This window comes from Streptomyces sp. NBC_00996 (genome assembly GCF_045162675.1).
Taxonomy (GTDB): Bacteria; Actinomycetota; Actinomycetes; order Streptomycetales; family Streptomycetaceae; genus Streptomyces.
Genome location: NZ_CP108723.1, coordinates 6,485,067 through 6,507,096, shown reverse-complemented (window position 1 = coordinate 6,507,096; position 22,030 = coordinate 6,485,067). Strand labels below are relative to the sequence as shown.

The following is a 22,030-nucleotide window of genomic DNA, read 5'->3' as shown; positions in this document are numbered from 1 at the left end:
GTACGGACGGGAGTCTAGGGCCTGCTAAAGAGACGGTAAGCAGCCCGTCACGCATGGACCATCGCAGACGCGTCCCAGTCTCGCCAGGTGGACAAGTACGCCTCCCGCGTCGAGAACGTGTCCGGCTCCCACCCCGTCGACGCATCCGAGCGAACCTCGCCTCGATATCCACGTCCACCTGTCCTTGATATCCACGTCCCACCTGTCGACGCACCAGGTCCACCCCTAGACGCGTCCACGTCGTCCCACCCGTAGACGCATCCGCGTCCCGCCTCGTCGACGTAGCCGGGTTCCGCCCCATGATCGTGTCCGATTCGCACCCTGTGGGGTGGGGTTTTCCCCAGTGGATCGCGGCGGTCCACCTCATGGCGCGGCGGCTCTGCGCCGGGCAGGCTAGCGGATATGACCGAACGCATCACGCTCACCGGTCCGTCGGACGAGCCCTCCGACGGCGACCGGCTGCCTCCCGCGCGCTTCGCCTTCGACCGCCAGACGTGGAAGGAGATCGCGCATCTGCTCGCCAACCTGCCGCTCTCCATCGTCGGCTTCGTATACGTCGTCACGCTGATGTTCACGGGCGCCGGGCTCGCCGTGACGGTCATCGGGCTGCCGCTCCTCGCGGTCGGGCTGCGCGGCGCGCGTCAGCTGGGCAAGGCCGAGCGGGCGCGGGCGCGGGCGCTGCTCGGGCTGCGGATCGACGAGCCGAGCCCGCTCCCGGTGCACAGGACCGGCTTCTTCGGCTGGCTCTGGTCGAGCCTGAAGGACCCGGTCGGCTGGCGGACGGTGTTGTACGACTTCATACGGCTGCCGTGGGGGATCGCCACCTTCGTGGTCACGCTCACGTCGCTGTTCGTGCTGTGGCCGGTGCTGCCGTTCATCGCGCGGGGGCTGACGAACGTGGACCGGGCCCTGGTACGCGGGTTGCTGTCGCCCTCCGACGAACTGGAGCGGCGGATCGCCGAGTTGGAGTCCGACCGGGGGGTCGTGGTCGACACGGCCGCTGCCGACCTGCGGCGCATCGAGCGCGATCTGCACGACGGGGCGCAGGCCCGGCTTGTCAACCTCGCGATGGGGCTCGGTCTGGCCAAGGAGAAGCTCCTGGAGGATCCGGACGCGGCGGCGACGATGGTCGACGAGGCGCACGGCGAGGTGAAGCTCGCGTTGCAGGAACTGCGCGATCTGGCGCGTGGCATCCACCCGGCGGTGCTCACCGACCGGGGGCTGGACGCGGCGCTGTCGTCGGTCGCCTCGCGGTGCACCGTGCCGGTGAAGGTGACGGCCGAACTGGAGAGCAGGCCGGCCGCGGCCATCGAGGGCATCGCGTACTTCACCGTCTCCGAGCTGTTGCAGAACGTGAGCAAGCACAGTGGGGCAAGGTCCGCGTCGGTCGATGTGTGGCGGGCGGACGAGCGGCTGCTCATCCAGGTGTCGGACGACGGGCGCGGCGGGGCCGGCCTGGACGGCGGTACCGGGATGGCGGGGCTCGCGGACCGGCTCGGCGCGGTCGACGGCTTGTTCGTCATCGAGTCGCCGCTCGGCGGTCCGACCGTCATCACGGCGGAGCTGCCGTGGCGGGACCGGCAGGACGAGCCCGCACGGTAGGGCTCGTACGCCTCGGGCCGCCACGTCGGGCCGCCACCTCGGGCCGCCACCTCGGGCCGCCACCTCGGGCCGCCACCTCGGGCCGCCACCTCGAGAACCCCGGCGAGAACCCGGTGGAAGCCTCCGGCAAGCGCTCGGCACGTGCCCGGCCGCAGCTCCGGTCCCCTCCCGAGGTAGGGAAAACCCCCGCCCCAAGACGCCGACCCGCTCCATGGTCGGCGAGCCCCGTGGGCAGCAGGGTTGAGGTACGAGCCGACGAGCAGGACGAGTAGAACGGACGAGACCGATGGCCACGGAGTACGGACAGGAGTACGGGCACCGCAGTGGGCCCGGATTCCGCGGAGCGGACGCGGCTGAGCGGCGGCACCGTCTCCCGGCCCCGCTGCGCGCGCCGATCGAGGCCCGCAGCTGGCGCGAGTTCGGCTATGTGATGTTGAACCTGCCGCTCGGGATCATCATGTTCACGTTCGCCGTCACGATGTTCTCGCTCGGCGCCGGCCTGCTGATCACCTTCCTGGGGATACCGGTGCTCGCCGCCGCCCTGGCCGGCTGCCGCGGCTTCGGCGCGCTGGAGCGGGCGCGGGCGCGCGGGCTGCTCGGGGTCGAGGTGTCCGAGCCGGAGCCGCTGCGGATGAAGCAGCGCGGGGCGATGGCGTGGATGGGCGCGATGCTCAAGAGCGGCGCCTCGTGGCGGCACCTGCTGTACGCGGTGGTCCAGTTCCCGTGGGCGGTGTTCTCCTTCGTGGTGGCGCTGAACTTCTGGGCGTACGGGTGGGCGCTGCTGACGTATCCGCTGTGGTTCTGGCTCTTCCCGATGTACGGAGGCCAGGGCGGGCTGCAGCTCTACGGGGACGAGACGCACGCCATCTATCTGGACAACCCGTTCGAGATCACGGCGACCGCGCTGGTGGGGCTGCTCTTCACGATGGCCACGCCGTGGATCGTGCGGGCGCTGACGACCGTGGACCGGCTGATGGTGCACGGGCTGCTCGGCCCGTCGCGGCTGGCGACGCGGGTGGTCGAGCTGGAGTCCGACCGGGGGGTCGTGATCGACACGGCCGCCGCCGACCTGCGGCGCATCGAGCGCGATCTGCACGACGGGGCGCAGGCCCGCCTTGTCGCCCTGGCGATGGACCTGGGGCTGGCCAAGGAAAAGCTGACGGAGGACCCGCAGGCCGCGGCGCGGATGGTGGACGAGGCGCACGGCGAGGTGAAGACGGCGTTGCAGGAGCTGCGGGATCTGGCCCGCGGGATCCATCCGGCGGTGCTGACCGACCGTGGTCTGGACGCGGCGCTGTCCGCGGTGGCCTCGCGGTGCACGGTGCCGGTGCAGGTCGACGTGGATCTCGTCTCCCGGCCCGCGCCCGCGATGGAGGGGATCGCCTATTTCACGGTCTCCGAGCTGCTGCAGAACATCAGCAAGCACGCGCGGGCCACGCGCGCCACGGTGGATGTGTGGCGGGTCGAGAACCGGCTGATGATCCAGGTCGGCGACGACGGTGTGGGCGGGGCCGATGTCTCCGCCGGGTCGGGGCTGGCGGGGCTCGCGGAGCGGCTCGATGCGGTGGACGGGATTCTGGTGGTGGATTCGCCCGTGGGTGGGCCCACGCGGATTACGGCGGAGCTGCCCTGGCGGGGATGAGCGGAGCTGCCCTGGCGAGGATGAATCGGTGCGGGGCGAGAGTGGGAGGGTCTTTCGCCCCTCGGGGGGACGGTGTTTCGCCCCTCCGCCCTTACCCGTCCCGTACCTGGAGGGCTGCGCCCCCCATACCCCCGCTGTCGGCCTTGACGGCATCGTCCTCGCACGCCGGACTTGCTGAAAGATCCCGGTGAGGTCTCCTTGTGCCTATTCTCGCTGCCCGGGCGCAGTCCGGTCCGAATGCTGGAATGCTGGGGGCTGTCGTACGAGCGGGGACGAACCCGGCGCGGGCCGGGAAGGGACTCGGGTCGGGCCGGGCTGTCCCGGTGCGGGCCCGGGGACGGGCTCTGGGGGGCCGAGAATCGTGGAGGACAGGGTGCGGGTGGTCATCGCCGAGGATTCAGTGCTGCTCAGGGAGGGCCTGACCCGGTTGCTGACCGACCGCGGGCATGACGTCGTGGCGGGTGTCGGCGACGGCGAGGCGTTGATCAAGACCATTACCGAGTTCGCGGCCCAGGACGCGCTGCCGGACGTCGTCGTCGCCGATGTACGGATGCCGCCGACGCACACGGACGAGGGTGTCAGGGCGGCGGTGCAGCTGCGCAAGGCACATCCCGGACTCGGTGTACTCGTGCTGTCGCAGTACGTGGAGGAGCAGTACGCCACCGAACTGCTGGCCGGTTCCAGTCGTGGCGTCGGCTATCTGCTCAAGGACCGGGTGGCCGAGGTGCGGGAGTTCGTGGACGCGGTGGTGCGGGTGGCCCAGGGGGGTACCGCGCTCGACCCGGAGGTCGTGGCGCAGCTGCTCGGCCGCAGCCGCAAGCAGGACGTGCTCGCGGGGCTGACCCCGCGGGAGCGGGAGGTCCTCGGGCTCATGGCCGAGGGCCGGACGAACTCGGCGATCGCTCGGCAGCTCGTGGTCAGCGACGGCGCGGTCGAGAAGCACGTCAGCAATATCTTCCTGAAGCTGGGCCTGTCCCAGAGTGACGGGGATCACCGGCGTGTTCTGGCCGTGCTCACCTACCTGAACTCATGAGCACCTGACACTGTGTCAGGTGGCTGGTACGACTCCATGTGCCACCGCATCTGCCACGAGAAGCCCAGAATCCAGGAAAGCCAGGAACCCAGAACCAATGGATGAGCGGGGAGCGTCTTCAAGGAAGGACCGGGGGGCGGGTAAATCATGACAAGTCAGGGTGTCCGGCCGTCTCAAAATGGTGTCCATCATGCGAATGGCCGCGGGAAGGCGACCCTTACCGACGTAGGGTTGAAATTGGGAGGGCCTGCGGGAAGGCCGCTCCCAGACAGCCGCCTCGAGGGAGGTCCAGTTCAGTGACGAGCCAGGTCAGTAGCCCAGCGGAGCAGGCAGACGGAGCCGTCGTAGGAGAACAGCGCAAAGCGGCCGGGGTCAAAGACGTCCGCCGCCTTGACCGAGTGATCATTCGGTTCGCAGGCGACTCCGGTGACGGGATGCAGCTCACCGGCGACCGTTTCACCTCCGAGACAGCCTCCTTCGGCAACGACCTCTCGACCCTGCCGAACTTCCCCGCCGAGATCCGAGCGCCCGCAGGCACCCTGCCGGGCGTTTCGTCTTTCCAGCTGCACTTCGCGGACCACGACATCCTCACTCCCGGTGACGCGCCCAACGTGCTCGTCGCCATGAACCCGGCCGCCCTGAAGGCGAACATCGGCGATGTGCCGCGCGGCGCGGAGATCATCGTCAACACGGACGAGTTCACCAAACGGGCCATGCAGAAGGTCGGCTACGCCAGCAGCCCGTTGGAGGACGGCTCCCTGGACGGCTTCAACGTCCATCCCGTCCCGCTCACGACGATGACCGTCGAGGCGCTCAAGGAGTTCGCGCTCTCCCGCAAGGAGGCCGAGCGCTCCAAGAACATGTTCGCGCTGGGCCTGCTGAGCTGGATGTACCACCGGCCCACCGAGGGCACCGAGAAGTTCCTGCAGAGCAAGTTCGCGAAGAAGCCCGACATCGCCGCGGCCAACATCGCGGCGTTCCGCGCGGGCTGGAATTTCGGCGAGACGACGGAGGACTTCGCCGTCTCCTACGAGGTCGCCCCGGCCACCCAGACCTTCCCGGCCGGCACCTACCGCAACATCTCCGGGAACCTGGCCCTGTCGTACGGCCTGATCGCGGCCTCGACCCAGGCGGACCTGCCGCTGTATCTCGGCTCGTACCCGATCACCCCGGCCTCCGACATCCTGCACGAGCTCAGCAAGCACAAGAACTTCGGTGTACGGACCTTCCAGGCCGAGGACGAGATCGCCGGCATCGGCGCGGCGCTGGGCGCCGCGTTCGGCGGCTCGCTCGCCGTGACCACCACCTCCGGCCCCGGCGTGGCCCTCAAGAGTGAGACCATCGGCCTGGCCGTGTCTCTGGAACTGCCGCTGCTGGTCATCGACATCCAGCGCGGCGGCCCGTCCACCGGCCTGCCGACCAAGACCGAACAGGCCGACCTGCTGCAGGCCATGTACGGCCGCAACGGCGAGGCGCCGGTCCCGGTCGTCGCACCGCGCACCCCCGCCGACTGCTTCGACGCCGCCCTCGAAGCCGCCCGCATCGCGCTGACCTACCGCACGCCGGTGTTCCTCCTGAGCGACGGATACCTGGCCAACGGCAGCGAACCGTGGCGCGTCCCGGACACCGACGAACTTCCTGATCTGCGCGTGCAGTTCGCCCAGGGCCCCAACCACACCCTGGACGACGGCACCGAGGTCTTCTGGCCGTACAAGCGTGACCCGCAGACCCTCGCCCGTCCGTGGGCCATCCCGGGCACACCCGGCCTGGAGCACCGCATCGGCGGCATCGAGAAGGAGGACGGCACGGGCAACATCTCGTACGCCCCTGCCAACCACGACTTCATGGTCCGCACCCGTCAGGCCAAGATCGACGGCATCGACGTCCCGGACATCGAGGTCGACGACCCACACCAGGCCAAGACCCTCGTGCTGGGCTGGGGTTCCACCTACGGACCCATCACGGCGGCGGTACGCCGGCTGCGCACGGCCGGGGAGGACATCGCACAGGCCCATCTGCGCCACCTCAACCCCTTCCCGCGGAATCTGGGCACCGTGTTGAGGCGTTACGACAAGGTGGTGATCCCCGAGATGAACCTCGGTCAGCTCGCCACGCTCATCCGGGCCAGGTATCTGGTGGACGCGCACTCGTACAACCAGGTCAACGGCATGCCGTTCAAGGCTGAGCAGCTCGCCACGGCTCTCAAGGAGGCCATCGATGGCTGAGACGTCCACGGAAGGCACGGGCACGATCGAGGCGCTTTCTCTCGTTCCCAAGGCCGAGGCCAGGCAGTCCATGAGGGACTTCAAGTCCGATCAGGAAGTGCGCTGGTGCCCCGGCTGCGGTGACTACGCGATCCTCGCGGCGGTCCAGGGCTTCATGCCGGAACTGGGCCTCGCCAAGGAGAACATCGTCTTCGTCTCCGGCATCGGCTGCTCGTCCCGCTTCCCGTACTACATGAACACCTACGGCATGCACTCCATCCACGGCCGTGCCCCCGCCATCGCCACCGGACTCGCCTCCAGCAGGCGGGACCTGAGCGTCTGGGTCGTCACCGGCGACGGCGACGCCCTCTCCATCGGCGGCAACCACCTCATCCACGCCCTGCGCCGCAACGTCAACCTCAAGATCCTGCTCTTCAACAACCGGATCTACGGCCTCACCAAAGGCCAGTACTCACCCACATCAGAGGTCGGCAAAATCACCAAGTCGACGCCGATGGGCTCCCTCGACGCACCCTTCAACCCGGTCTCCCTCGCCCTCGGCGCGGAAGCCTCCTTCGTCGCCCGCACCATCGACTCCGACCGCAAACACCTCACCGACGTACTGCGCCAGGCCGCCGCACACCCCGGCACCGCACTCGTCGAGATCTACCAGAACTGCAACATCTTCAACGACGGCGCCTTCGACGCCCTCAAGGACAAACAGCAGTCCCAGGAAGCCGTCATCCGCCTCGAACACGGACAGCCCATCCGCTTCGGCGCCGACGGCACCCGCGGCGTCGTACGCGACCCACAGACCGGCGACCTCAAGGTCGTCACCGTCACCGCCGACAACGAAGCGCACATCCTGGTCCACGACGCCCACGCCACGTCCCCGACCACCGCCTTCGCACTCAGCAGGCTCGCCGACCCCCACACCCTCCACCACACCCCCATCGGCGTGCTCCGCTCCGTGGACCGCCCGGTCTACGACACCCAGATGGCCGACCAACTCGACACCGCCATCGAGCAGAACGGCAAGGGCGACCTCGCAGCGCTGCTGGCGGGCGGGGACACCTGGACGGTCGTCGGCTAGCCGAACCGGTGGTTCACGAGGCCCGGGCGCTCGCCGCCCGGGCCTCGTCGTATGCGCGGCGGGCCTTCTCGACGTCGTCCATCCGGTCCGAGGTCCAGATCGCGAGCGACTTCACCTGCGCGGCGGCCTCGCGGCCCAGGTCGGTGAGCGAGTAGTCGACGCGCGGCGGGATGACCGGTTTGGCGTCGCGGTGGACGAGACCGTCGCGCTCCAGGGTCTGCAGGGTCTGCGTGAGCATCTTCTCACTGACGCGCCCGATGGCGCGGCGCAGCTCGCTGAAGCGGTAGGGGCGCTCCAGGAGCTCGATCAGAACGAGCACACCCCAGCGGCTGGTGACGTGCTCCAGGACCAGGCGGTACGGGCACATCGCTTCGCCGGTGTCGTACTTGCCGACTGCTGTCGCTGTCCTACTTACGGCCATGCCAGTACCTTACGTCAAAGTGGGTACTTTCGTCGAGTTAGTGCACCTCCTAGGGTTAGTGACAGACCCAATCCCACAAGGAGTTGTTTCAGATATGAGCATCGTCGTCACCGGAGCCACCGGAAACCTCGGCCGTTTCGTCATCGAGGGGCTGCTGGAGAAGGTCCCGGCGGACCAGATCACCGCTGTCGTCCGCGACCGGGAGAAGGCCGCCGGTTTCGCGGCGCGCGGCGTGCGGATCGCGGTCGCCGACTACAACGCCCCCGAGACCTTCGACGGCGTCATCTCCGCCGGCGACAAGGTACTGCTCATCTCGGGCAACGAGTTCCACCTCGGCCGCGTCGCCCAGCACCAGGTCGTCCTCGACGCCGCCAAGACCGTCGGCGCCGCGCTCCTCGCCTACACCAGCGCCCCCGGCACCCTGACCGCCGCCCTGGCCGACGACCACCGGGCCACGGAGGAGGCGATCCTGGCGTCCGGTCTGCCGTACGCCCTGTTGCGCAACGGCTGGTACAACGAGAACTACACCGAGAACCTCGCTCCCGTCCTCGAGCACGGCGCCGTCGTCCAGGCCGCCGGCGAAGGCCGGGTCGCCTCCGCCGCGCGGGCCGACTACGCGGCCGCCGCCGTGGCGGTGCTGACCGGCGAGGGTCACGAGAACAAGACGTACGAGCTGAGCGGCGACACCTCCTTCGGCTTCGCCGAGTACGCCGCCGAGATCGCCGAGCAGTCCGGCAAGGAGATCGCCTACAACGCCGTCCCCGTCGAGGTCTACAGCGGCATCCTGGCCGACGCCGGTGTGCCCGAGGGTCTCGTCGCGGTCCTGGCGGGCGTGGACACGTCCATCGAGAAGGGCGAGCTGGCCGTCACCACCGGCGACCTGTCCCGCCTGACCGGCCGCCCGACCACGCCGATCACCGAGTCGATCAAGGCAGCGCTGAAGGGCTGACCGGCCGACCCTCCCGGCGGTTCCCCGGGCGCAGTCCTCGTTCCGGGCTGGGCGTCGCCGTCCGAACCCCCGCGTGTCATGACCGTATGGCGATACGGGCATGACAGCCGGGGGTGCTCGGCGCTACCTTCTTTCAGGCTGCTCCGCCACACGGGAGCGGCCGTCACACGAGAGGGAGGCGCCGGTGGCCGGGAAGGCGAAGGGCGAGCAGCACATAGGTCTGCTGAACGGCTTCGCGGCGTACGGCATGTGGGGGCTCGTCCCCCTCTTCTGGCCGTTGCTGAAGCCCGCCGGGGCGATCGAGATCCTCGCCCACCGGATGGTGTGGTCCCTCGTCGTGGTCGGTGCCGCGCTGCTGGTGATGCGGCGCTGGGCCTGGGCGGGCGAACTGCTGCGGCAGCCGGGCAAGCTGGGCCTGATCACGATCGCGGCGGCGGTCATCACCGTCAACTGGGGCGTCTACATCTGGGCCGTGAACTCCGAGCACGTGGTCGAGGCCTCGCTCGGCTACTTCATCAACCCGCTCGTCACCATCGCGATGGGCGTACTGCTCCTCAAGGAACGGCTGCGGCCGGTGCAGTGGGCGGCGGTCGGCGTCGGCTTCGCCGCGGTCCTCGTCCTCACGATCGGATACGGCCGCCCGCCGTGGATCTCCCTGTGTCTCGCCTTCTCCTTCGCCACGTACGGGCTGGTGAAGAAGAAGGTCAACCTCGGCGGTATCGAGTCGCTCGCCGCCGAGACCGCGATCCAGTTCCTGCCCGCGCTGGCCTATCTGCTGTGGCTGGGGACGAAGGGGGACGCGACCTTCGGTACGCAGGGCGCGGGGCACGCGGCACTGCTCGCGGCGACGGGGCTCGTGACCGCCATCCCCCTCGTCTGCTTCGGGGCCGCCGCCATTCGCGTCCCCCTCTCCACCCTCGGGCTCCTCCAGTACCTCGCCCCCGTCTTCCAGTTCCTGCTCGGCATCTTCTACTTCCACGAGGCCATGCCGCCCGAGCGCTGGGCCGGGTTCGCGCTGGTCTGGCTGGCGCTGTCGCTGCTCACCTTCGACGCGCTGCGCACCGCGCGCCGTGCGGCCCGCGCGCTCAGGGCCGAGACCAGGGTTCCCAGGACGACCATCACCACGGGCACGGTCAGCGCCGCGCGGAACGCGGACAGCGTGGCGGCCGGACCCGGCCCCGTGGACGCCAAGCCGTAGAGGGGGCGAGAAAGCCCCGTCGGCATACAGCGGGCGGGGCGGGACGTTATAAGTGGTGACCATGACGCCCACTCCCCTGCACTGGAAGCTCGTCATCGACGCGGCCGACCCGCATACCCAGGCCGACTTCTGGGCCGCCGCGCTCGGTTACGAGGTCGAGGACAACAGCGCTTTCGTGGAACGGCTGCTGAGCCTCGGCGCCCTGCCGGCCGAGGCCACCGTCGGGTTCCACGGCCGCCCGGCCTTCCGGGACCTGATCGCCGTACGGCACCCGGACGACCCGTACGACGAGGAGCGGGGCACCGGCCTCGGCCGACGGCTTCTCTTCCAGCGCGTACCGGAGCCGAAGACAGTCAAGAACCGGCTCCATCTCGATCTGCACCCCGGTGAGGGGCGCCGAGCGGACGAGGTCGAACGACTGGAGGGGCTGGGGGCGAGCGTGCTCCGGCGGGTGAAGGAGCCGGCGGGCGAGTGGGTGTTGATGGCGGACCCGGAGGGGAACGAGTTCTGCGTCCACTAGGGCCTGTCGTTTGGATCAGGCCGGATCGGGGAGCGGGGCTTGGCCCGTGCAGTTGCAAGGCGGAGGAGGGAGTCGACGCGATGGGGGTCCCCCCGCGCGAGCGAAGCCGAGCGTGGGGGAGTCGGCGAGTGACGACAACGCCGCAGATGTGCGTGCCAAGCCCCGCGAGCCCGGCCTGATCCAAACGACAGGCCCTGGCTCCGGACATGCCCCTTCGAGAGCGCCGGCCTTCCCGGCGGCAGCCCGTTCAGCGGCGCGGCGCCGGACCGGCAGGCGTACGCGTCGGCGCGTGCGGTGAGGGAGTTGTCCGCGTAGGTTGCCCTGGCTTTCGTCGGGCCAACTCCCTTGCCGTGGAGGAGCGTTCCACGGTGAGGGCATGTGCGGCGACCGGTGTGGACCCCGAGCGCATACGGGCCGCGACAGCCGTCGGCACGCCCGCGCCGAGGGCGACGTCGGCCGCGACACGGGAGCGCGGGGCGCCGACCTGGGCCAGGTGATGCCGCAACTGGTCCGGGGTGAGCGTCTCGACCGGGACACTCACCGCGGCGCGTACGGCGGCCGGGTGCGTCGGGATGGGCGCGGCGCCCCGGGAGGCGCCACGGGCACGCGGGCCGCCGCGCTCGGCGGTTCCGCCGGGAGCGGCGAGGGTGCGCCAACTCATCGTGCCGGTCAGCTCGTTGCCGTAGACCTCGACACGCGGGCGCGGGCGCGGTTCGCGTGCGTGCCGTTCGTGCGGACGTGCTGAGCGACGGCGGGCGGCATCGGCCCGGTCGCGGTCGCCGCCGCTTCGCCGTGGCCCGGCCGGACCGCCACCGCCGCCGCCACCGACGACGACGGGCTGGTCCGGCCTCTGTGCTCCCGTCCTTCGATCCCTTCGGTCGTCACTGCCCATGGGCTCGCGGGCCCTGGGTGTAGGGGTTGTCGGCCAGGACGCGGGCACGTTCGGCGAGGCGGCCCATGCGGGTGCGGGCCGATTCAAGCTGCTCGATGTCGTCCGCGGCGGGGCCGCCGTCGGCCGTGAGCTCGGTCCACACGCGGATCAGATCGCGTCCGAGGTGCAGTCCCTGCAGGGGGTCGCGGACGGCGCGCCACGCCGCCGCCGCGCTCTGTACGTTGCCGTACGCGGCGCGCGGGTCGCGGTGGCGTCGGCGGACCCGGGCGAGGTCGAGCGACAGGTGGAACGATCTGAGCGCGTCACCGGCCAAGTAGGCGATGTACGCGGTCAGTTCGCGCAGCTTCAGCACCTCCGGGTGCTCCTCGCCCAGCGACTGGGCCGCCTCCGCGACAGCTCGCTCCGCCATCCCCGCGGCCGCCTCGATCCGGCCCATCTTCACGGCCTCGTTGATCCGCGCCACCGGTTCCACGAGGAACGCCGCAGCGCCGTCGCGCTCCTGGGCCGAGGCCGGCGCCAGCACCGCCTCGGCGACAGCGTCGAAGCCCCGCACAGGAGCGGGCTTCGGCTCCGGCTCGGGCTCCAGCACGGACAGGGCCTCCATCCCCGGAGCCGCCTTCCGCACAGGAACGCCTTCAACCACCGGAGCCGGCCCGAACTCCCCCGTCGGAGCCGTCACCACCCCGGCCGCCGACTCCGGCACAGCGCGCAGCACATGCGTCGCCGCGCTCCCGGGCAGTGGCTTGGGCTCGGGCACCGCCCGCACCACGAAGGTCGACGGGGTGGGGGTGCTGGGCTCGGGGGCCACGGGGGGCGCCGGCGGCCGCGGGGCGGGGGTGCTGAGCCCAGGTACGTGCGGGAACGCGGGCGCATGCTCGGGCATGGGCGCATGCTCCGGCTCCGCGTCACGCGCGGGCGCGGGCTCCGGACCCGGGACAGGTACGGGCGCGAGCTCTGGGCTCCGCACAGGTGCGGTGCCAAGCTCCGGCTCCGCGACAGGCACCGGCGCGGCCTCGCGCTCGGGCTCCGCGGAAGGCGCAGGCGCAAGTTCCGCAGCAGGCACAGGCTCAGGCGCGGGCTCGGGTGTCGGTTCCGGTACCGCTCGCAGCACATAGGTCGCCTTGTCGCGGCGCGGAACCGGCGGCGTTTCGGGTGCTGCCGGCACTCCGGTCGTCGGCCCCTCAGGCACCCGGTCACCGGATGGCGGAAGGAAGACGGGGGCGGGCGGAACCGGTGCGGCCGGTGGCCGCGGCGACTGCCGAATCTCAGGCTCACACGGCTGCTGTCGCGGTGCCTGCGCGACCCCGGACTCGCGAGCCTCGCCCAGCCCCGGCCGCTCCTGCGGCTGCGGCCGCTGGATCTGGCCTCCCGGCTGCGGCTCCTTCGCATTCCCCGCCACCCAAGCGCCCGGCACCGCCGACGTCCCGGCCCCCGCCCGCACCGGCTCCCCGGCGTACCGGCTGGAGCCGTCCACGGACACCTGGAGCGGTACGACGTAGCCGATGCGTTCGTCGTGGATGGTGGCGAGGACGGGGTGGCCTGTGGCGAGCGCGAGGCGGTGGAGGTAGTTCAGGACGGCTGCCCGGACGGTCTCGCCGGGCGCGGCGAAGACGGGCATGCCACCGACCGTGGCCCCGCCGGTGTCACCACCTGTGGCACTACCCGTGGACGGCACCCGCACCTCGATCGGTGTCAACCCGGCGGCCGGTTGCCCCCCGGGCACGCCACCGGCCGCGCGCTGCTGCTTGAGTTCCCGCTTCTGTTCGCGGCTGAGTCGAGACATCGGTTCCCTCACGAAGGGGTGGACGAGGAAGAGACAGACGAGGACGAAGAAGAGGAGGACGAAGAAGCGGGGGACGAAGAAGCGGGGGACGGAGGAACCCCGGCCTCCACCCCGGTCACCTCGTCGACGTGCCACGGCTGTCCCCGACCCGCGCGCGTCACCTTGAGATAGACGTTCGCGCGCGGCCCCGTGCCCGTCCAGCCGTCGCGGCCGTGAGCCGTGCCCTCGACGAACAGGGCACGGTAGGCCAGAACCGCGGTGTCGACGGGGCCGTCGCCGTCGTCGTCCGCGGTCACGTCCACCGTGGTCCACGCCTTGTGGCGGGCCCAGGTGTTCCAGTGGTTGCCCGCCCCGCTCGCGGGCCGGTACGACCGCTCGGCGGCGGCCTTCTTCGCCGTGAACCAGCGGGCCGAGCACAGCACGGCATCGTGCGGACCGGAGTCGTACTTCGTGTCATAGCCGTACGCCACCTCCGCCCACGCCTCCGATACCTCTGTCGCGTCCGTCCCGTCGACGCCCGACGGGCTCGGCACCCGCGCATCCGCGCCCAGCGGCCTGCCCGACAGCAGTGGCGCCTTGGGCGCCACCGACGGGACCGAGGAGGGCGACGAGCCGGGCACGCCCACCGAGTCACGGTGATCCTGCAAACCACAGCCCGTCAACGCCAGCAGCCCCGTGACGGACACGACCGCCACGGCGATCGATCTCGGCATCGTCGTCGTACCTGTCCTCATACCCGTATTCGTGCGCGTCCTCATCCTCGCCTCCCTCCTCACTTCCGTCCCAGCCAGGGTGCCGGATCCACGTACTTGCCGTTCTGCATGACCTCGAAGTGCGCGTGTGGTCCGGTCGAGTAACCGGTGGAGCCCACCGCGCCCACCTGCCGGCCGACCTTCACCTTCTGTCCGACACTGACGTCGATGGCCGACATATGGTTGTAGGTCGTCGAAATCTGGTCACCATTGATGGTTCCGTGGGAGATCACCACACGGTTCCCGTACCCGTTGGACCAGCCGGCGAAGGTGACCGTGCCGTCCCGGGCCGCTTTGAACGGCGTACCGGCCGCGGCGCCGAAGTCGATGCCGGTGTGCAGCTTGTAGACGTGCAGGATCGGGTGCACGGGAACTGGCGCAGGCTCCGCCGTCCCGGACTCGATCCGCTGGGTCTGCTCGGCAAGATCACCCCGGACAACACCGGAACCTGCTCGGCACCCTCGAACCGGGCAGCCCGGAGCTCTGCTCGAGTTACGAGGACGTGGAGCTGGACCTGATGGCCCCGGCCGGGCAAGTCCACGAGCATCGCGGTGCCGCGCGTCCTGCGGGCCCGCGGCAGCGTGTTGCTGACGTCGAACAAGGCGGACGTCTACAGCGTGACCCGAGCGCAACGCGAACACGTCGGCCGGGTGTGGACATTCGACCCTCCGGACATCGCTGGCACCCCCCGCGCCTCATGGTGGGACATGCTCGCCGACGCCGCCACCATCGAGGGCACCCGCCTGGCGGGCCACTTCGACGGCGTGGAGCACGCCGAGGACATGCGCCAACTAGACGTCCGGGTCGCCGACTTGCTGCCTCCGGTGTACGGACGTGAGGTCACCTCGCAGCAGCCGTGGTGACCGCGCCGGTGGGAACACCTGGAGACGGTGGTCCGGCTGCACGGGCTGTGGCTGGCCTGGCAGGAGTACACCGACCCGGCCGCGGGCGCGTCCGGGCCCGCCGTCTGGCACCGCGACCACCTCGGACCCGTACTCACCGAACTCCGCTCCCCCACCGGCCCGTTCGCGGGCTGCAAGGCGGGCAGCCACCGCGCGAAGCAGGCCCCGACCACCCAGGCGTACGAGGTCCCCGAAGCGCCGCTCGACGACACCGCGCCGGAGCCCGATCCCTACGACACGAGCCTGTGGTGAGCGGGGCGGGGCCGCGGTCGGACGCGCTGCCCGACGCGAGGGACTTACGCGTCCCCAGCCGTCGGCCCGCTCCGGCTGCGACTTCACCCCTGCGAGGAATCCTCCCCAGGCTCCGGGCGAGAAGAGCAGCACCGGGCCCTGCCGGTTCTTGGAGTCCCTCAGACCGACCTTGACGGCGATGCAGGCGATCTCCACGCAGGTCGCGTCGTGATTGCCGCTGTAGGAACTCTTGCGCCAGACAGGAGCGGCCGCGTGCACGCCCATCGCCCTCTCCCTCTGCATTTCCCACCCCTCACCGCAGGTGAATCGCCTGCCCTACCCTGAACCGACGCGCGGAGGATTACCCGGTCGGCATCGGACGGAAACGAGGACGCCCGTATCTGACGAAGGAGCAGATGGCCCAGGAGGCATCCACGACACCGGCGGCGCCGACGGCACCTGCGACTTCGGCGGCGTCGACGGCCGACCCAGCAGCGTCGACGGCTCCGGCCGCGTCTGCGGGTCCGCAGTCGGCCGCGGGTCCGGGTAATCCCGTGGCGCAGGCCGCGAAGCTCCGCGGGGTCGGTGGCAGTACTTCCGGTGCCGGAAGCCTGCCGGGGCGGCCTCCCGCCGCCGGCGCGTCGGCACCGCTCCGCCCGCAGCTCCCCCAGCAGCCGAAGCCACCGGGTCCCGGCCGGGTGTCCCGCCCGCTGAGCCGCGTACGAGTCACCGCGCACGAGCCAACCCCGTACGAGTCACGCCGAAGGAGTCTGCGAGCACCCATGGAACCGGATCTGTCGCCGGACGGCTATCCGTCCCTGTCGGCCGAGGACATCGCCGCCGCCGTCCGCGCGCGCACGGTCGGCGCCGTGGACGTGGTCGCTGCCTCGCTGGCGCGGATCGAGCGGGTGGAGCCGGCCCTCTCCGCGTTTGCCGAGGTGTGGGGCGAGGAGGCGCTGCGGCGGGCGGGCGAGGTGGACGCGCGGGTCGCCGCGGGCGAATGGCTGCCCCTCGCGGGGGTTCCGATCGGCGTGAAGGGGCGTCGCGGGCTGCGTACGGCGGGCGCGCTGGTCGCCGCCGGGTGCGTGCCCGTGGGGGCCACGTCGGTGCCCGGCCCGGGTACGGCCTGGCAGACATGGGGGCTCGGAGCGCACGGACGGACCGTCAATCCCCGGCGCGCCGACCGGACCCCGGGCGGCTCCTCGGCCGGTTCCGCGGCAGCCGTCGCCGCGGGACTGGTGCCGATGGCCACCGGCAGCGACGGCGCGGGTTCCGTACGGATCCCCGCCGCGTGGTGTGGCGTCTTCGGCCTCAAGACCACGAACGGCCGACTGCCGTCCACCGACCGTACGGGCCTCACGGCGGCCGGCGTTCTCACGCGCAACGCGTCGGACGCGGCCGCGTACTGGCGGGTCGTGTCCGGCAGCACACCGCGGAGGCCGGACCAGCGGCTCGACCAGGCACCGGACCAGGGTCCGGATTTGGGCCACGCGAGCCGCTGTCCGAGCCCGGGCACAGGCGCAGGTACGGGTACGGGTACGGTCCCGGACCCGCGCCGGAACCCCGCCCCGAGCCCGGACTCGGACCAGCGCCATCGCCCGGGGCCGAGCCCGGACCTGCGCCCGAGCCACGGCCCGACCCCGCACTCAGACCTTCACCCGAGCCATGCCCCGGCCCCGAGCTCAGATGTGCGCCCGAGCCATGCCCCGGCACTCGACCGGCATCCGGGCTCGAACCAGGAGTCGGACCAAAGCCGGACCTCACACCCGCACCCGAGCCGGCCCCCGCACCACCGCCCGATCCAGTCCCCGTCCCCCATCCCCGCCGTCTGGTCCCCCGACCTCGGCTTCGCCGACACCGATGCGGACATCGCCGCCGTCGCTCACGGTGCGGTGGAACGGCTCGCCGAGGCGGGCATCGTACGGCTGATGTCCCGGGACGTGTGCCTGGACGACCCCGGCCCCGCCTGGCTGGCGCTGCGGACGCCGGGTGCCGACGCCGCCGTGGCTCAGCCGCTCCGGGAGGCGAACGACCACCTGCTCGCCGGGCTCTTCGCCGAGACTCCCCTGCTGCTGACCCCGACCACGCCCAACCCGCCGCACGGCCACGAGGGACCGGGCGACCGTTACTCCACCGCCCTGACCTGGGCGTTCAACCTGAGCGGCCACCCCGCGACGAGCATCCCCGCGGGCCTCGGCCCCGACGGCTGCCCGGTCGGCCTCCAGCTCGTGGCCCGGCACGGTGCCGAGCCGCTGCTCCTCCGGGTCGCGCAGCTGAACGAGCTCAACCGGACGAAAGAACAGGACCCCTTCTGATGCGATGGACCGTCCACGGCGAGCGCACCCTGCACGACACTCCCTGGGTCCGCCTGCGTTCCCTCGATGTCGAACGGCCCGACGGCACCCGCGGCGACTACCACGTCGTCAGGCTGCGGGACGTCGCCGTCACCGCGGCGGTGGACGGACAGCGGCGCGTACTGATGATGTGGCGCCACCGCTTCGTCACGGACACCTGGGGATGGGAGCTGCCCATGGGCCTGGTCGAGGAGGGGGAGCGCCCCGAGGACGCGGCGGCGCGCGAGCTGGAGGAGGAGACCGGCCGGCGCCCGGACTCGCTGCGGGAGTTGATCTACGCGCAGCCGGCCGGCGGGATCACCGACTCCCAGCACTTCGTCTTCCGCGCGGACCGTGCGACCCGGGTCGGCGAGCCGACCGAACGCAACGAGTCGGACCGCCTCGAGTGGATCCCGCTGGCCGACATCCCTGGGATGATCGCCCGCCGGGAGATCGTCAGCAGCGCGACACTGGTCGGCGTCATGGCTCTCCTGCTGGACCTGGGAGCCTGGGCGGCCCTGCTCGAAGCCTGACGCCCGAACCGCTCCGCGCCGCGATCGTGGCAGCACCCTGGACAATTGAATGCGCACGCATATATTGTCCACGCATGTAGTCACCGTTCGCCGCGCACTCACGCGCGCTCACGCGCTCCAAGGGGGACCCATGAACCGCCGTTTCCTGTTCGTGCTCGGCAGCAGCCGTTTCGACGGCAACACCGAGATACTGGCCCGCAAGGCCGCCGAGCAGCTGCCCGCGGATGTCGAGCAGCGCTGGCTGAGCCTCGCCGAGCATCCGCTGCCCGACTTCGTGGACCTGCGGCGCGACAGTGACCACGTGCGCTCCCCCGACGGGAGCAACCCGGCGCTGCTGCTCGACGCCACGCTCGCCGCCACCGACATCGTGATCGCCTCGCCGCTGTACTGGTACTCGGTCTCCAGCCTCACCAAGCGCTACCTGGACTACTGGTCGGGCTGGCTGCGCACCCCCGGCGTCGACTTCAAGGCGACCCTGGCCGGTCGCACGCTCTGGGGTGTCACCGCCCTCGCGGACAAGGAACCGGAGGTCGCCGAGCCGCTGATCGGCACGCTCAACAACTCCGCCGCGTACCTGAAGATGCGCTTCGGCGGGGTGCTGCTCGGCAACGGCAGCGCGCGGGGCGACGTACTGAACGACACGGAGGCACTGGCGCGCGCGAAGACCTTCTTCGCACAGGACCCGCCGCTCGCCCAATTCCCGCACGAGACCGCCGCCCGGTGAGTCCTACGCCGTGATGTCCTTCGCGGTGAACCGCGCCCACGCCGCCGACCCGAACACGGCGGCGTACAGCGCCTGAAGCCCGAGGTTGCGGGCCAGGTCGTCCCAGTACACCGGGTCGCGCATGAGATCGGCGAAGGACAGCCAGTAGTGGGAGAAGAAGTACGGCTGGAGCGCGTGGAGCTGGGGGATCTGGTCGAGGATCTGGATGGTGATGAGGAGGCCGACCGTCGTCGCCATCGCCGCGATGCCGCTGTTGGTCAGGGTGGAGATGAACAGGCCGAGCGCCGCGACACCGATCAGTGAGGCGGCGACCACCAGCGCGATGAGCAGGGCCCGCCCGAGCCCCTCGGTGAAGCTGATCCGGGTCCCGGAGATCGTGGTCAGCTCGCCCAGCGGGAACAGCAGCGCGCCCACGATGAGCGCGGACGCCGCCACGACCAGGGTCGCGACCAGACAGAACGTCATCGTGGTCGCGTACTTGGTGAGGAGCAGGCGGGTACGGCCCGCGGGGGCGACCAGGAGATAGCGGAGCGTTCCCGCGTTGGCCTCGCCCGCGACCGCGTCGCCCGCGATGACACCGATCGCCATCGGCAGGAAGAAGGGGAGCGTCGCGGCCAGCGCCGTGAACACCAGGAACAGGCCGTTGTTGGTGATCTGTGAGATGAACGCCGGCCCTTCGCCGCCGCCACCGCCCGCCGCCGAACCGTCGCTCGTCTCGATCTTGATTGCGATGCCGATGAGGATCGGCACGGCCGCCAGCACGCCGAGCAGCGCGATCGTCCGCCAGCGCCGGAAGGTGGTGACGAGCTCACTGCGGAAGAGTCCGAAGGTCCACAGGGGGCTCGGTTTCCGTACCGCCGTGTCCTTGACCGGCAACGCCTCAGCCCCCGGCGCCGCCTCAACCCGCGACATCGAACCCCTCCCCCGTCAGCGCCACGAACGCGTCCTCCAGTGAAGCCCGTTCGACCCCGAAGCCGCGGACCCGGACGCCCGCCACCACCAACGCGGAGTTCAGCTCGGCGAGTTCGCGGTCCGGGGGCTCGGCGGTCACGCCCGTCTCGGTCACGACGAGATCCGTGACGCCCTGTTCCTTGAGTACACGCGCCGCGTCCCCGGGGTCCGGGGTGGTCACGACCAGCCTGCCCCGCGCACCCGCCGCCAGATCGCCCACCGCGCCCTGGGTGATGAGCCGCCCCTGCGCCATCACGGCCGCGTGTGTGCACACCTGCTCGATCTCGTCGAGGAGGTGCGAGGAGAGGAAGACGGTCGTGCCGTCGGAGGCCAACTCCCTGACCAGGGAGCGGATTTCCCGCATGCCCTGCGGATCCAGGCCGTTGGTCGGCTCGTCCAGAACGAGCAGCCGGCGGGGCTGGAGCAGCGCGGCCGCGAGCCCGAGCCGCTGCTTCATACCGAGCGAGTACGCCTTCGCCTTCTTGGCGGCCGCTGCGGTGAGCCCGACCCGGTCGAGGGCGGCCGCGACGCGCGTACGCCGGGTGCGCGGGTCGGCGGTCGGGTCGGCGGAGTCGTACCGTATGAGGTTGTCACGCCCGGAGAGGAAGCCGTACAGCGCGGGTCCCTCGATGAGGGCGCCGACATGCGGGAGCACGGCCCGCGCGGCCCGGGGCATGGGCCGCCCCAGCACGCGCGCCGTGCCCGAGGTCGGCTCGATCAGGCCCATCAGCATGCGGATGGTGGTGGTCTTGCCCGAGCCGTTCGGCCCGAGGAAGCCGAAGACGCTGCCTGCCGGGACGGTCAGGTCCAGACCGTCGACAGCGAGCTGTCCGCCGCGGTAGCGCTTGGTGAGCGCGCGGGTGGCGATCACGGTGTCCTCCGCGACCACTGCGCCTCCCGTATCCACCATGTCCGGTTCCGCGGCGGACAGTTCCTCCATGGGCTCCCTCAATTCATCGTGCGCATACGGTGATTACCTGGCGGCGTTGGCAGCCTTCACCAGGGCGTCCTTGGTGACGGCACCGGCGTACACCTTGCCGTCGTCCGTGATCAGCGCGTTGACCAGGCGGGTCGAGAAGACCGTGCCCGCGCCGAACTTGCCGGTGACGTGGTCGCCGAGGGAGTTCAGGAACCCGTCGACGTCGCCGTTGCCGGACGAGCCGGACGGCACGCCCTGGCCGCCCGTGTCGAACACGGCGATGGAGTTCCAGCCCTTGCCGAGGGTCTTCAGGCCGTCGAGGCCCTTGGCGAAGCCCTCGCCGCCCTTCGGCTGCGCCTTCTCCTCGCTCCTCAGGTCGTCGCCCTCGGTGACCTTCGCGCCCTTGGGCGGCGTGAAGTCGAACGTCGACGCGGCCGGCCTGGCGAAGTCGACCTTGGTGAAGCCCGCGTCCACGACGGCGGCGCCACCGCTCGCCGGAGTCAGCGTGAACTTCAGCGGCAGCCCGGTCTTCGCGTCCACCGCGATGCTGATCGCGCCGACCGTGGAGCCGGACTGCTTCGGCTTGATGAGCAGCTTGTACGCGTCGCGGCCGGCGACCTGCGCGGTGCCGTCGACGGTCACGGAGGTGGTGTCGTCGACCGACTTCAGGGCCTCGCCGGCGAAGTCCTTGGGCGTGGAGGGGACGTCCTCCTTCTCCTTTTGGCTCTCGGACTTGGGCGCGGGCGCGTGGTAGGCCTCGTTCGACTTGCTGTCGTACGCCCATACCTCGTTGCCGTTGTGGATGACGCTGTACTCGGCGGCGCTGTCCAGCAGAGAGACCTTGCCCTTGTCCTGGCCGTCGGCCGCGACGCGCAGCGTGTGCGTGCCGGAGGCGAGTTCGAGCAGCTTGGACTGCGGGTCGGCGGAGGAGCCGCCGTCGCCCTGCGCGGCGCCGGACGCGAAGCTGCTCTCCAGGCCGCCCAGGTTGGGCAGTCCGAGATCGGTGCTGATCTTGACGGTGCCGGACATCTGCTGGACGTCCGACTTGGCGATCTTCTCGATGAGCTGCTGTGCGGTGATCTTCGGCAGGTCGGGGTCGCCGGAGTCGGCGAGCGCCGGGACGAGCCCGATGGTCGCCGCCGCCACCCCCACCACCGCGACCGGGACGACGTACCGCGCGGCTTTGCGTCGCCCGGCGCGCACGTCCCCGGCCTCGTCGGCCTTCGTGCTGTCGTCGGATTCGTACGGTGCCATGTGTGCCTTACCTCCGTCGTCGGCGGCGGCCTACCGTCCTCACGCTCTTCCACCCCTGAGCCGCCATTCTCACCCGAACCGGTGAGGAGTGGTG

Annotated in this window: 21 protein-coding genes and 1 pseudogene; 13 read left to right on the top strand and 9 right to left on the bottom strand. The window is 70.9% G+C overall.

The window, feature by feature from the left end:
- Positions 1-402 precede the first annotated feature (402 nt).
- The 5 genes from OG390_RS30675 (at position 403) to OG390_RS30655 (ending at position 7,574) form a co-directional block, all read left to right on the top strand.
- Complete coding sequence (locus OG390_RS30675; RefSeq protein ID WP_406172680.1) at positions 403-1,602, top strand: sensor histidine kinase; 1,200 nt, start codon at positions 403-405, stop codon at positions 1,600-1,602.
- Between the two features lie 286 nt (positions 1,603-1,888).
- Positions 1,889-3,244, top strand: a complete 1,356-nt coding sequence (locus OG390_RS30670; RefSeq protein ID WP_406172679.1) for a sensor histidine kinase — start codon at positions 1,889-1,891, stop codon at positions 3,242-3,244.
- Between the two features lie 373 nt (positions 3,245-3,617).
- Positions 3,618-4,277 carry a response regulator transcription factor gene (locus tag OG390_RS30665; RefSeq protein WP_308429378.1) on the top strand — a complete coding sequence of 220 codons (660 nt, stop codon included), beginning with the start codon at positions 3,618-3,620 and terminating at the stop codon, positions 4,275-4,277.
- A 296-nt stretch (positions 4,278-4,573) separates the two neighbouring features.
- Positions 4,574-6,502 (top strand): 2-oxoacid:acceptor oxidoreductase subunit alpha, encoded by a 1,929-nt coding sequence (locus OG390_RS30660; RefSeq protein WP_399077330.1) that lies wholly within the window; start codon positions 4,574-4,576, stop codon positions 6,500-6,502.
- Positions 6,495-7,574: a 2-oxoacid:ferredoxin oxidoreductase subunit beta gene (locus OG390_RS30655; RefSeq protein ID WP_406172678.1), complete on the top strand. Its 1,080-nt coding sequence runs from the start codon at positions 6,495-6,497 to the stop codon at positions 7,572-7,574. The genes OG390_RS30660 and OG390_RS30655 overlap by 8 nt, the downstream gene beginning before the upstream one ends.
- A 13-nt stretch (positions 7,575-7,587) precedes the next feature.
- Here OG390_RS30655 and OG390_RS30650 read toward each other — a convergent pair whose 3' ends face one another.
- A complete protein-coding gene (locus OG390_RS30650; protein WP_406172677.1) occupies positions 7,588-7,995 on the bottom strand; it encodes a winged helix-turn-helix transcriptional regulator in 408 nt (135 codons plus the stop codon).
- 94 nt (positions 7,996-8,089) lie between these two features.
- Here OG390_RS30650 and OG390_RS30645 point away from each other — a divergent pair, with 94 nt between their 5' ends.
- The 3 genes from OG390_RS30645 (at position 8,090) to OG390_RS30635 (ending at position 10,662) form a co-directional block, all read left to right on the top strand.
- Positions 8,090-8,944 carry an SDR family oxidoreductase gene (locus tag OG390_RS30645; RefSeq protein WP_406172676.1) on the top strand — a complete coding sequence of 285 codons (855 nt, stop codon included), beginning with the start codon at positions 8,090-8,092 and terminating at the stop codon, positions 8,942-8,944.
- 247 nt (positions 8,945-9,191) lie between these two features.
- The gene (gene rarD, locus OG390_RS30640) at positions 9,192-10,142 is read left to right on the top strand and encodes an EamA family transporter RarD (protein WP_406177932.1); all 951 of its coding nucleotides are present in this window, start codon (positions 9,192-9,194) and stop codon (positions 10,140-10,142) included.
- A gap of 61 nt (positions 10,143-10,203) precedes the next feature.
- On the top strand, positions 10,204-10,662 hold the full coding sequence (locus OG390_RS30635) for a VOC family protein (RefSeq protein ID WP_406172675.1): 459 nt from the start codon (positions 10,204-10,206) through the stop codon (positions 10,660-10,662).
- Between the two features lie 247 nt (positions 10,663-10,909).
- On the opposite strand, the gene OG390_RS30630 is transcribed toward OG390_RS30635, so the two are convergent.
- From OG390_RS30630 to OG390_RS30615, 4 genes are read right to left on the bottom strand one after another with little or no spacing between them, the layout of a single operon-like run.
- Positions 10,910-11,554 carry a hypothetical protein gene (locus OG390_RS30630; protein WP_406172674.1) on the bottom strand — a complete coding sequence of 215 codons (645 nt, stop codon included), beginning with the start codon at positions 11,552-11,554 and terminating at the stop codon, positions 10,910-10,912.
- Positions 11,544-13,337, bottom strand: a complete 1,794-nt coding sequence (locus OG390_RS30625; RefSeq protein WP_406172673.1) for a hypothetical protein — start codon at positions 13,335-13,337, stop codon at positions 11,544-11,546. The genes OG390_RS30630 and OG390_RS30625 overlap by 11 nt, the downstream gene beginning before the upstream one ends.
- Before the next feature lie 8 nt (positions 13,338-13,345).
- On the bottom strand, positions 13,346-14,050 hold the full coding sequence (locus OG390_RS30620; RefSeq protein WP_406172672.1) for a hypothetical protein: 705 nt from the start codon (positions 14,048-14,050) through the stop codon (positions 13,346-13,348).
- Positions 14,051-14,109: 59 nt separating this feature from the next.
- Complete coding sequence (locus OG390_RS30615) at positions 14,110-14,457, bottom strand: M23 family metallopeptidase (RefSeq protein ID WP_406172671.1); 348 nt, start codon at positions 14,455-14,457, stop codon at positions 14,110-14,112.
- Positions 14,458-14,640: 183 nt separating this feature from the next.
- On the opposite strand from OG390_RS30615, the gene OG390_RS30610 reads away from it, so the two are divergent.
- Positions 14,641-14,952: a hypothetical protein gene (locus OG390_RS30610; RefSeq protein ID WP_406172670.1), complete on the top strand. Its 312-nt coding sequence runs from the start codon at positions 14,641-14,643 to the stop codon at positions 14,950-14,952.
- Positions 14,953-14,970: 18 nt separating this feature from the next.
- Positions 14,971-15,243 carry a DUF4913 domain-containing protein gene (locus tag OG390_RS30605; RefSeq protein WP_406177930.1) on the top strand — a complete coding sequence of 91 codons (273 nt, stop codon included), beginning with the start codon at positions 14,971-14,973 and terminating at the stop codon, positions 15,241-15,243.
- Positions 15,244-15,336: 93 nt separating this feature from the next.
- Here the strand turns inward: OG390_RS30605 and OG390_RS30600 are convergent.
- A pseudogene (locus OG390_RS30600) lies at positions 15,337-15,507 on the bottom strand (DUF397 domain-containing protein); the annotation flags it as partial.
- 497 nt (positions 15,508-16,004) lie between these two features.
- Here OG390_RS30600 and OG390_RS30595 point away from each other — a divergent pair.
- From OG390_RS30595 to OG390_RS30585, 3 genes are all read left to right on the top strand, one after another.
- Positions 16,005-17,537: an amidase family protein gene (locus OG390_RS30595; protein ID WP_406172669.1), complete on the top strand. Its 1,533-nt coding sequence runs from the start codon at positions 16,005-16,007 to the stop codon at positions 17,535-17,537.
- Positions 17,537-18,088, top strand: coding sequence for an NUDIX hydrolase (locus tag OG390_RS30590; RefSeq protein ID WP_406172668.1), 552 nt, complete (start codon positions 17,537-17,539; stop codon positions 18,086-18,088). Before OG390_RS30595 ends, OG390_RS30590 begins: the two co-directional genes overlap by 1 nt.
- 130 nt (positions 18,089-18,218) lie before the next feature.
- Positions 18,219-18,812: a flavodoxin family protein gene (locus OG390_RS30585; RefSeq protein ID WP_406172667.1), complete on the top strand. Its 594-nt coding sequence runs from the start codon at positions 18,219-18,221 to the stop codon at positions 18,810-18,812.
- A gap of 3 nt (positions 18,813-18,815) precedes the next feature.
- On the opposite strand, the gene OG390_RS30580 is transcribed toward OG390_RS30585, so the two are convergent.
- Genes OG390_RS30580 through OG390_RS30570 form a run of 3 tightly spaced genes read right to left on the bottom strand, consistent with a single transcriptional unit; the run spans position 18,816 to position 21,936 of the window.
- Positions 18,816-19,724: an ABC transporter permease gene (locus tag OG390_RS30580; RefSeq protein WP_406172666.1), complete on the bottom strand. Its 909-nt coding sequence runs from the start codon at positions 19,722-19,724 to the stop codon at positions 18,816-18,818.
- On the bottom strand, positions 19,711-20,703 hold the full coding sequence (locus OG390_RS30575) for an ABC transporter ATP-binding protein (RefSeq protein WP_406172665.1): 993 nt from the start codon (positions 20,701-20,703) through the stop codon (positions 19,711-19,713). Before OG390_RS30575 ends, OG390_RS30580 begins: the two co-directional genes overlap by 14 nt.
- 33 nt (positions 20,704-20,736) lie before the next feature.
- Complete coding sequence (locus tag OG390_RS30570) at positions 20,737-21,936, bottom strand: LolA family protein (protein WP_406172664.1); 1,200 nt, start codon at positions 21,934-21,936, stop codon at positions 20,737-20,739.
- Positions 21,937-22,030: the final 94 nt, after the last annotated feature.

Bases quoted from the DNA above. Each gene is read 5' to 3' on its own strand.
- OG390_RS30675 (WP_406172680.1), top strand. From the start codon at position 403: ATGACCGAACGCATCACGCTCACCGGTCCGTCGGACGAGCCCTCCGAC.
- OG390_RS30670 (WP_406172679.1), top strand. From the start codon at position 1,889: ATGGCCACGGAGTACGGACAGGAGTACGGGCACCGCAGTGGGCCCGGA.
- OG390_RS30655 (WP_406172678.1), top strand. From the start codon at position 6,495: ATGGCTGAGACGTCCACGGAAGGCACGGGCACGATCGAGGCGCTTTCT.
- OG390_RS30650 (WP_406172677.1), bottom strand. From the start codon at position 7,995: ATGGCCGTAAGTAGGACAGCGACAGCAGTCGGCAAGTACGACACCGGC.
- OG390_RS30645 (WP_406172676.1), top strand. From the start codon at position 8,090: ATGAGCATCGTCGTCACCGGAGCCACCGGAAACCTCGGCCGTTTCGTC.
- rarD (WP_406177932.1), top strand. From the start codon at position 9,192: ATGTGGGGGCTCGTCCCCCTCTTCTGGCCGTTGCTGAAGCCCGCCGGG.
- OG390_RS30635 (WP_406172675.1), top strand. From the start codon at position 10,204: ATGACGCCCACTCCCCTGCACTGGAAGCTCGTCATCGACGCGGCCGAC.
- OG390_RS30630 (WP_406172674.1), bottom strand. From the start codon at position 11,554: ATGGGCAGTGACGACCGAAGGGATCGAAGGACGGGAGCACAGAGGCCG.
- OG390_RS30625 (WP_406172673.1), bottom strand. From the start codon at position 13,337: ATGTCTCGACTCAGCCGCGAACAGAAGCGGGAACTCAAGCAGCAGCGC.
- OG390_RS30620 (WP_406172672.1), bottom strand. From the start codon at position 14,050: ATGCCGAGATCGATCGCCGTGGCGGTCGTGTCCGTCACGGGGCTGCTG.
- OG390_RS30595 (WP_406172669.1), top strand. From the start codon at position 16,005: ATGGAACCGGATCTGTCGCCGGACGGCTATCCGTCCCTGTCGGCCGAG.
- OG390_RS30590 (WP_406172668.1), top strand. From the start codon at position 17,537: ATGCGATGGACCGTCCACGGCGAGCGCACCCTGCACGACACTCCCTGG.
- OG390_RS30585 (WP_406172667.1), top strand. From the start codon at position 18,219: ATGAACCGCCGTTTCCTGTTCGTGCTCGGCAGCAGCCGTTTCGACGGC.
- OG390_RS30580 (WP_406172666.1), bottom strand. From the start codon at position 19,724: ATGTCGCGGGTTGAGGCGGCGCCGGGGGCTGAGGCGTTGCCGGTCAAG.
- OG390_RS30575 (WP_406172665.1), bottom strand. From the start codon at position 20,703: ATGGAGGAACTGTCCGCCGCGGAACCGGACATGGTGGATACGGGAGGC.
- OG390_RS30570 (WP_406172664.1), bottom strand. From the start codon at position 21,936: ATGGCACCGTACGAATCCGACGACAGCACGAAGGCCGACGAGGCCGGG.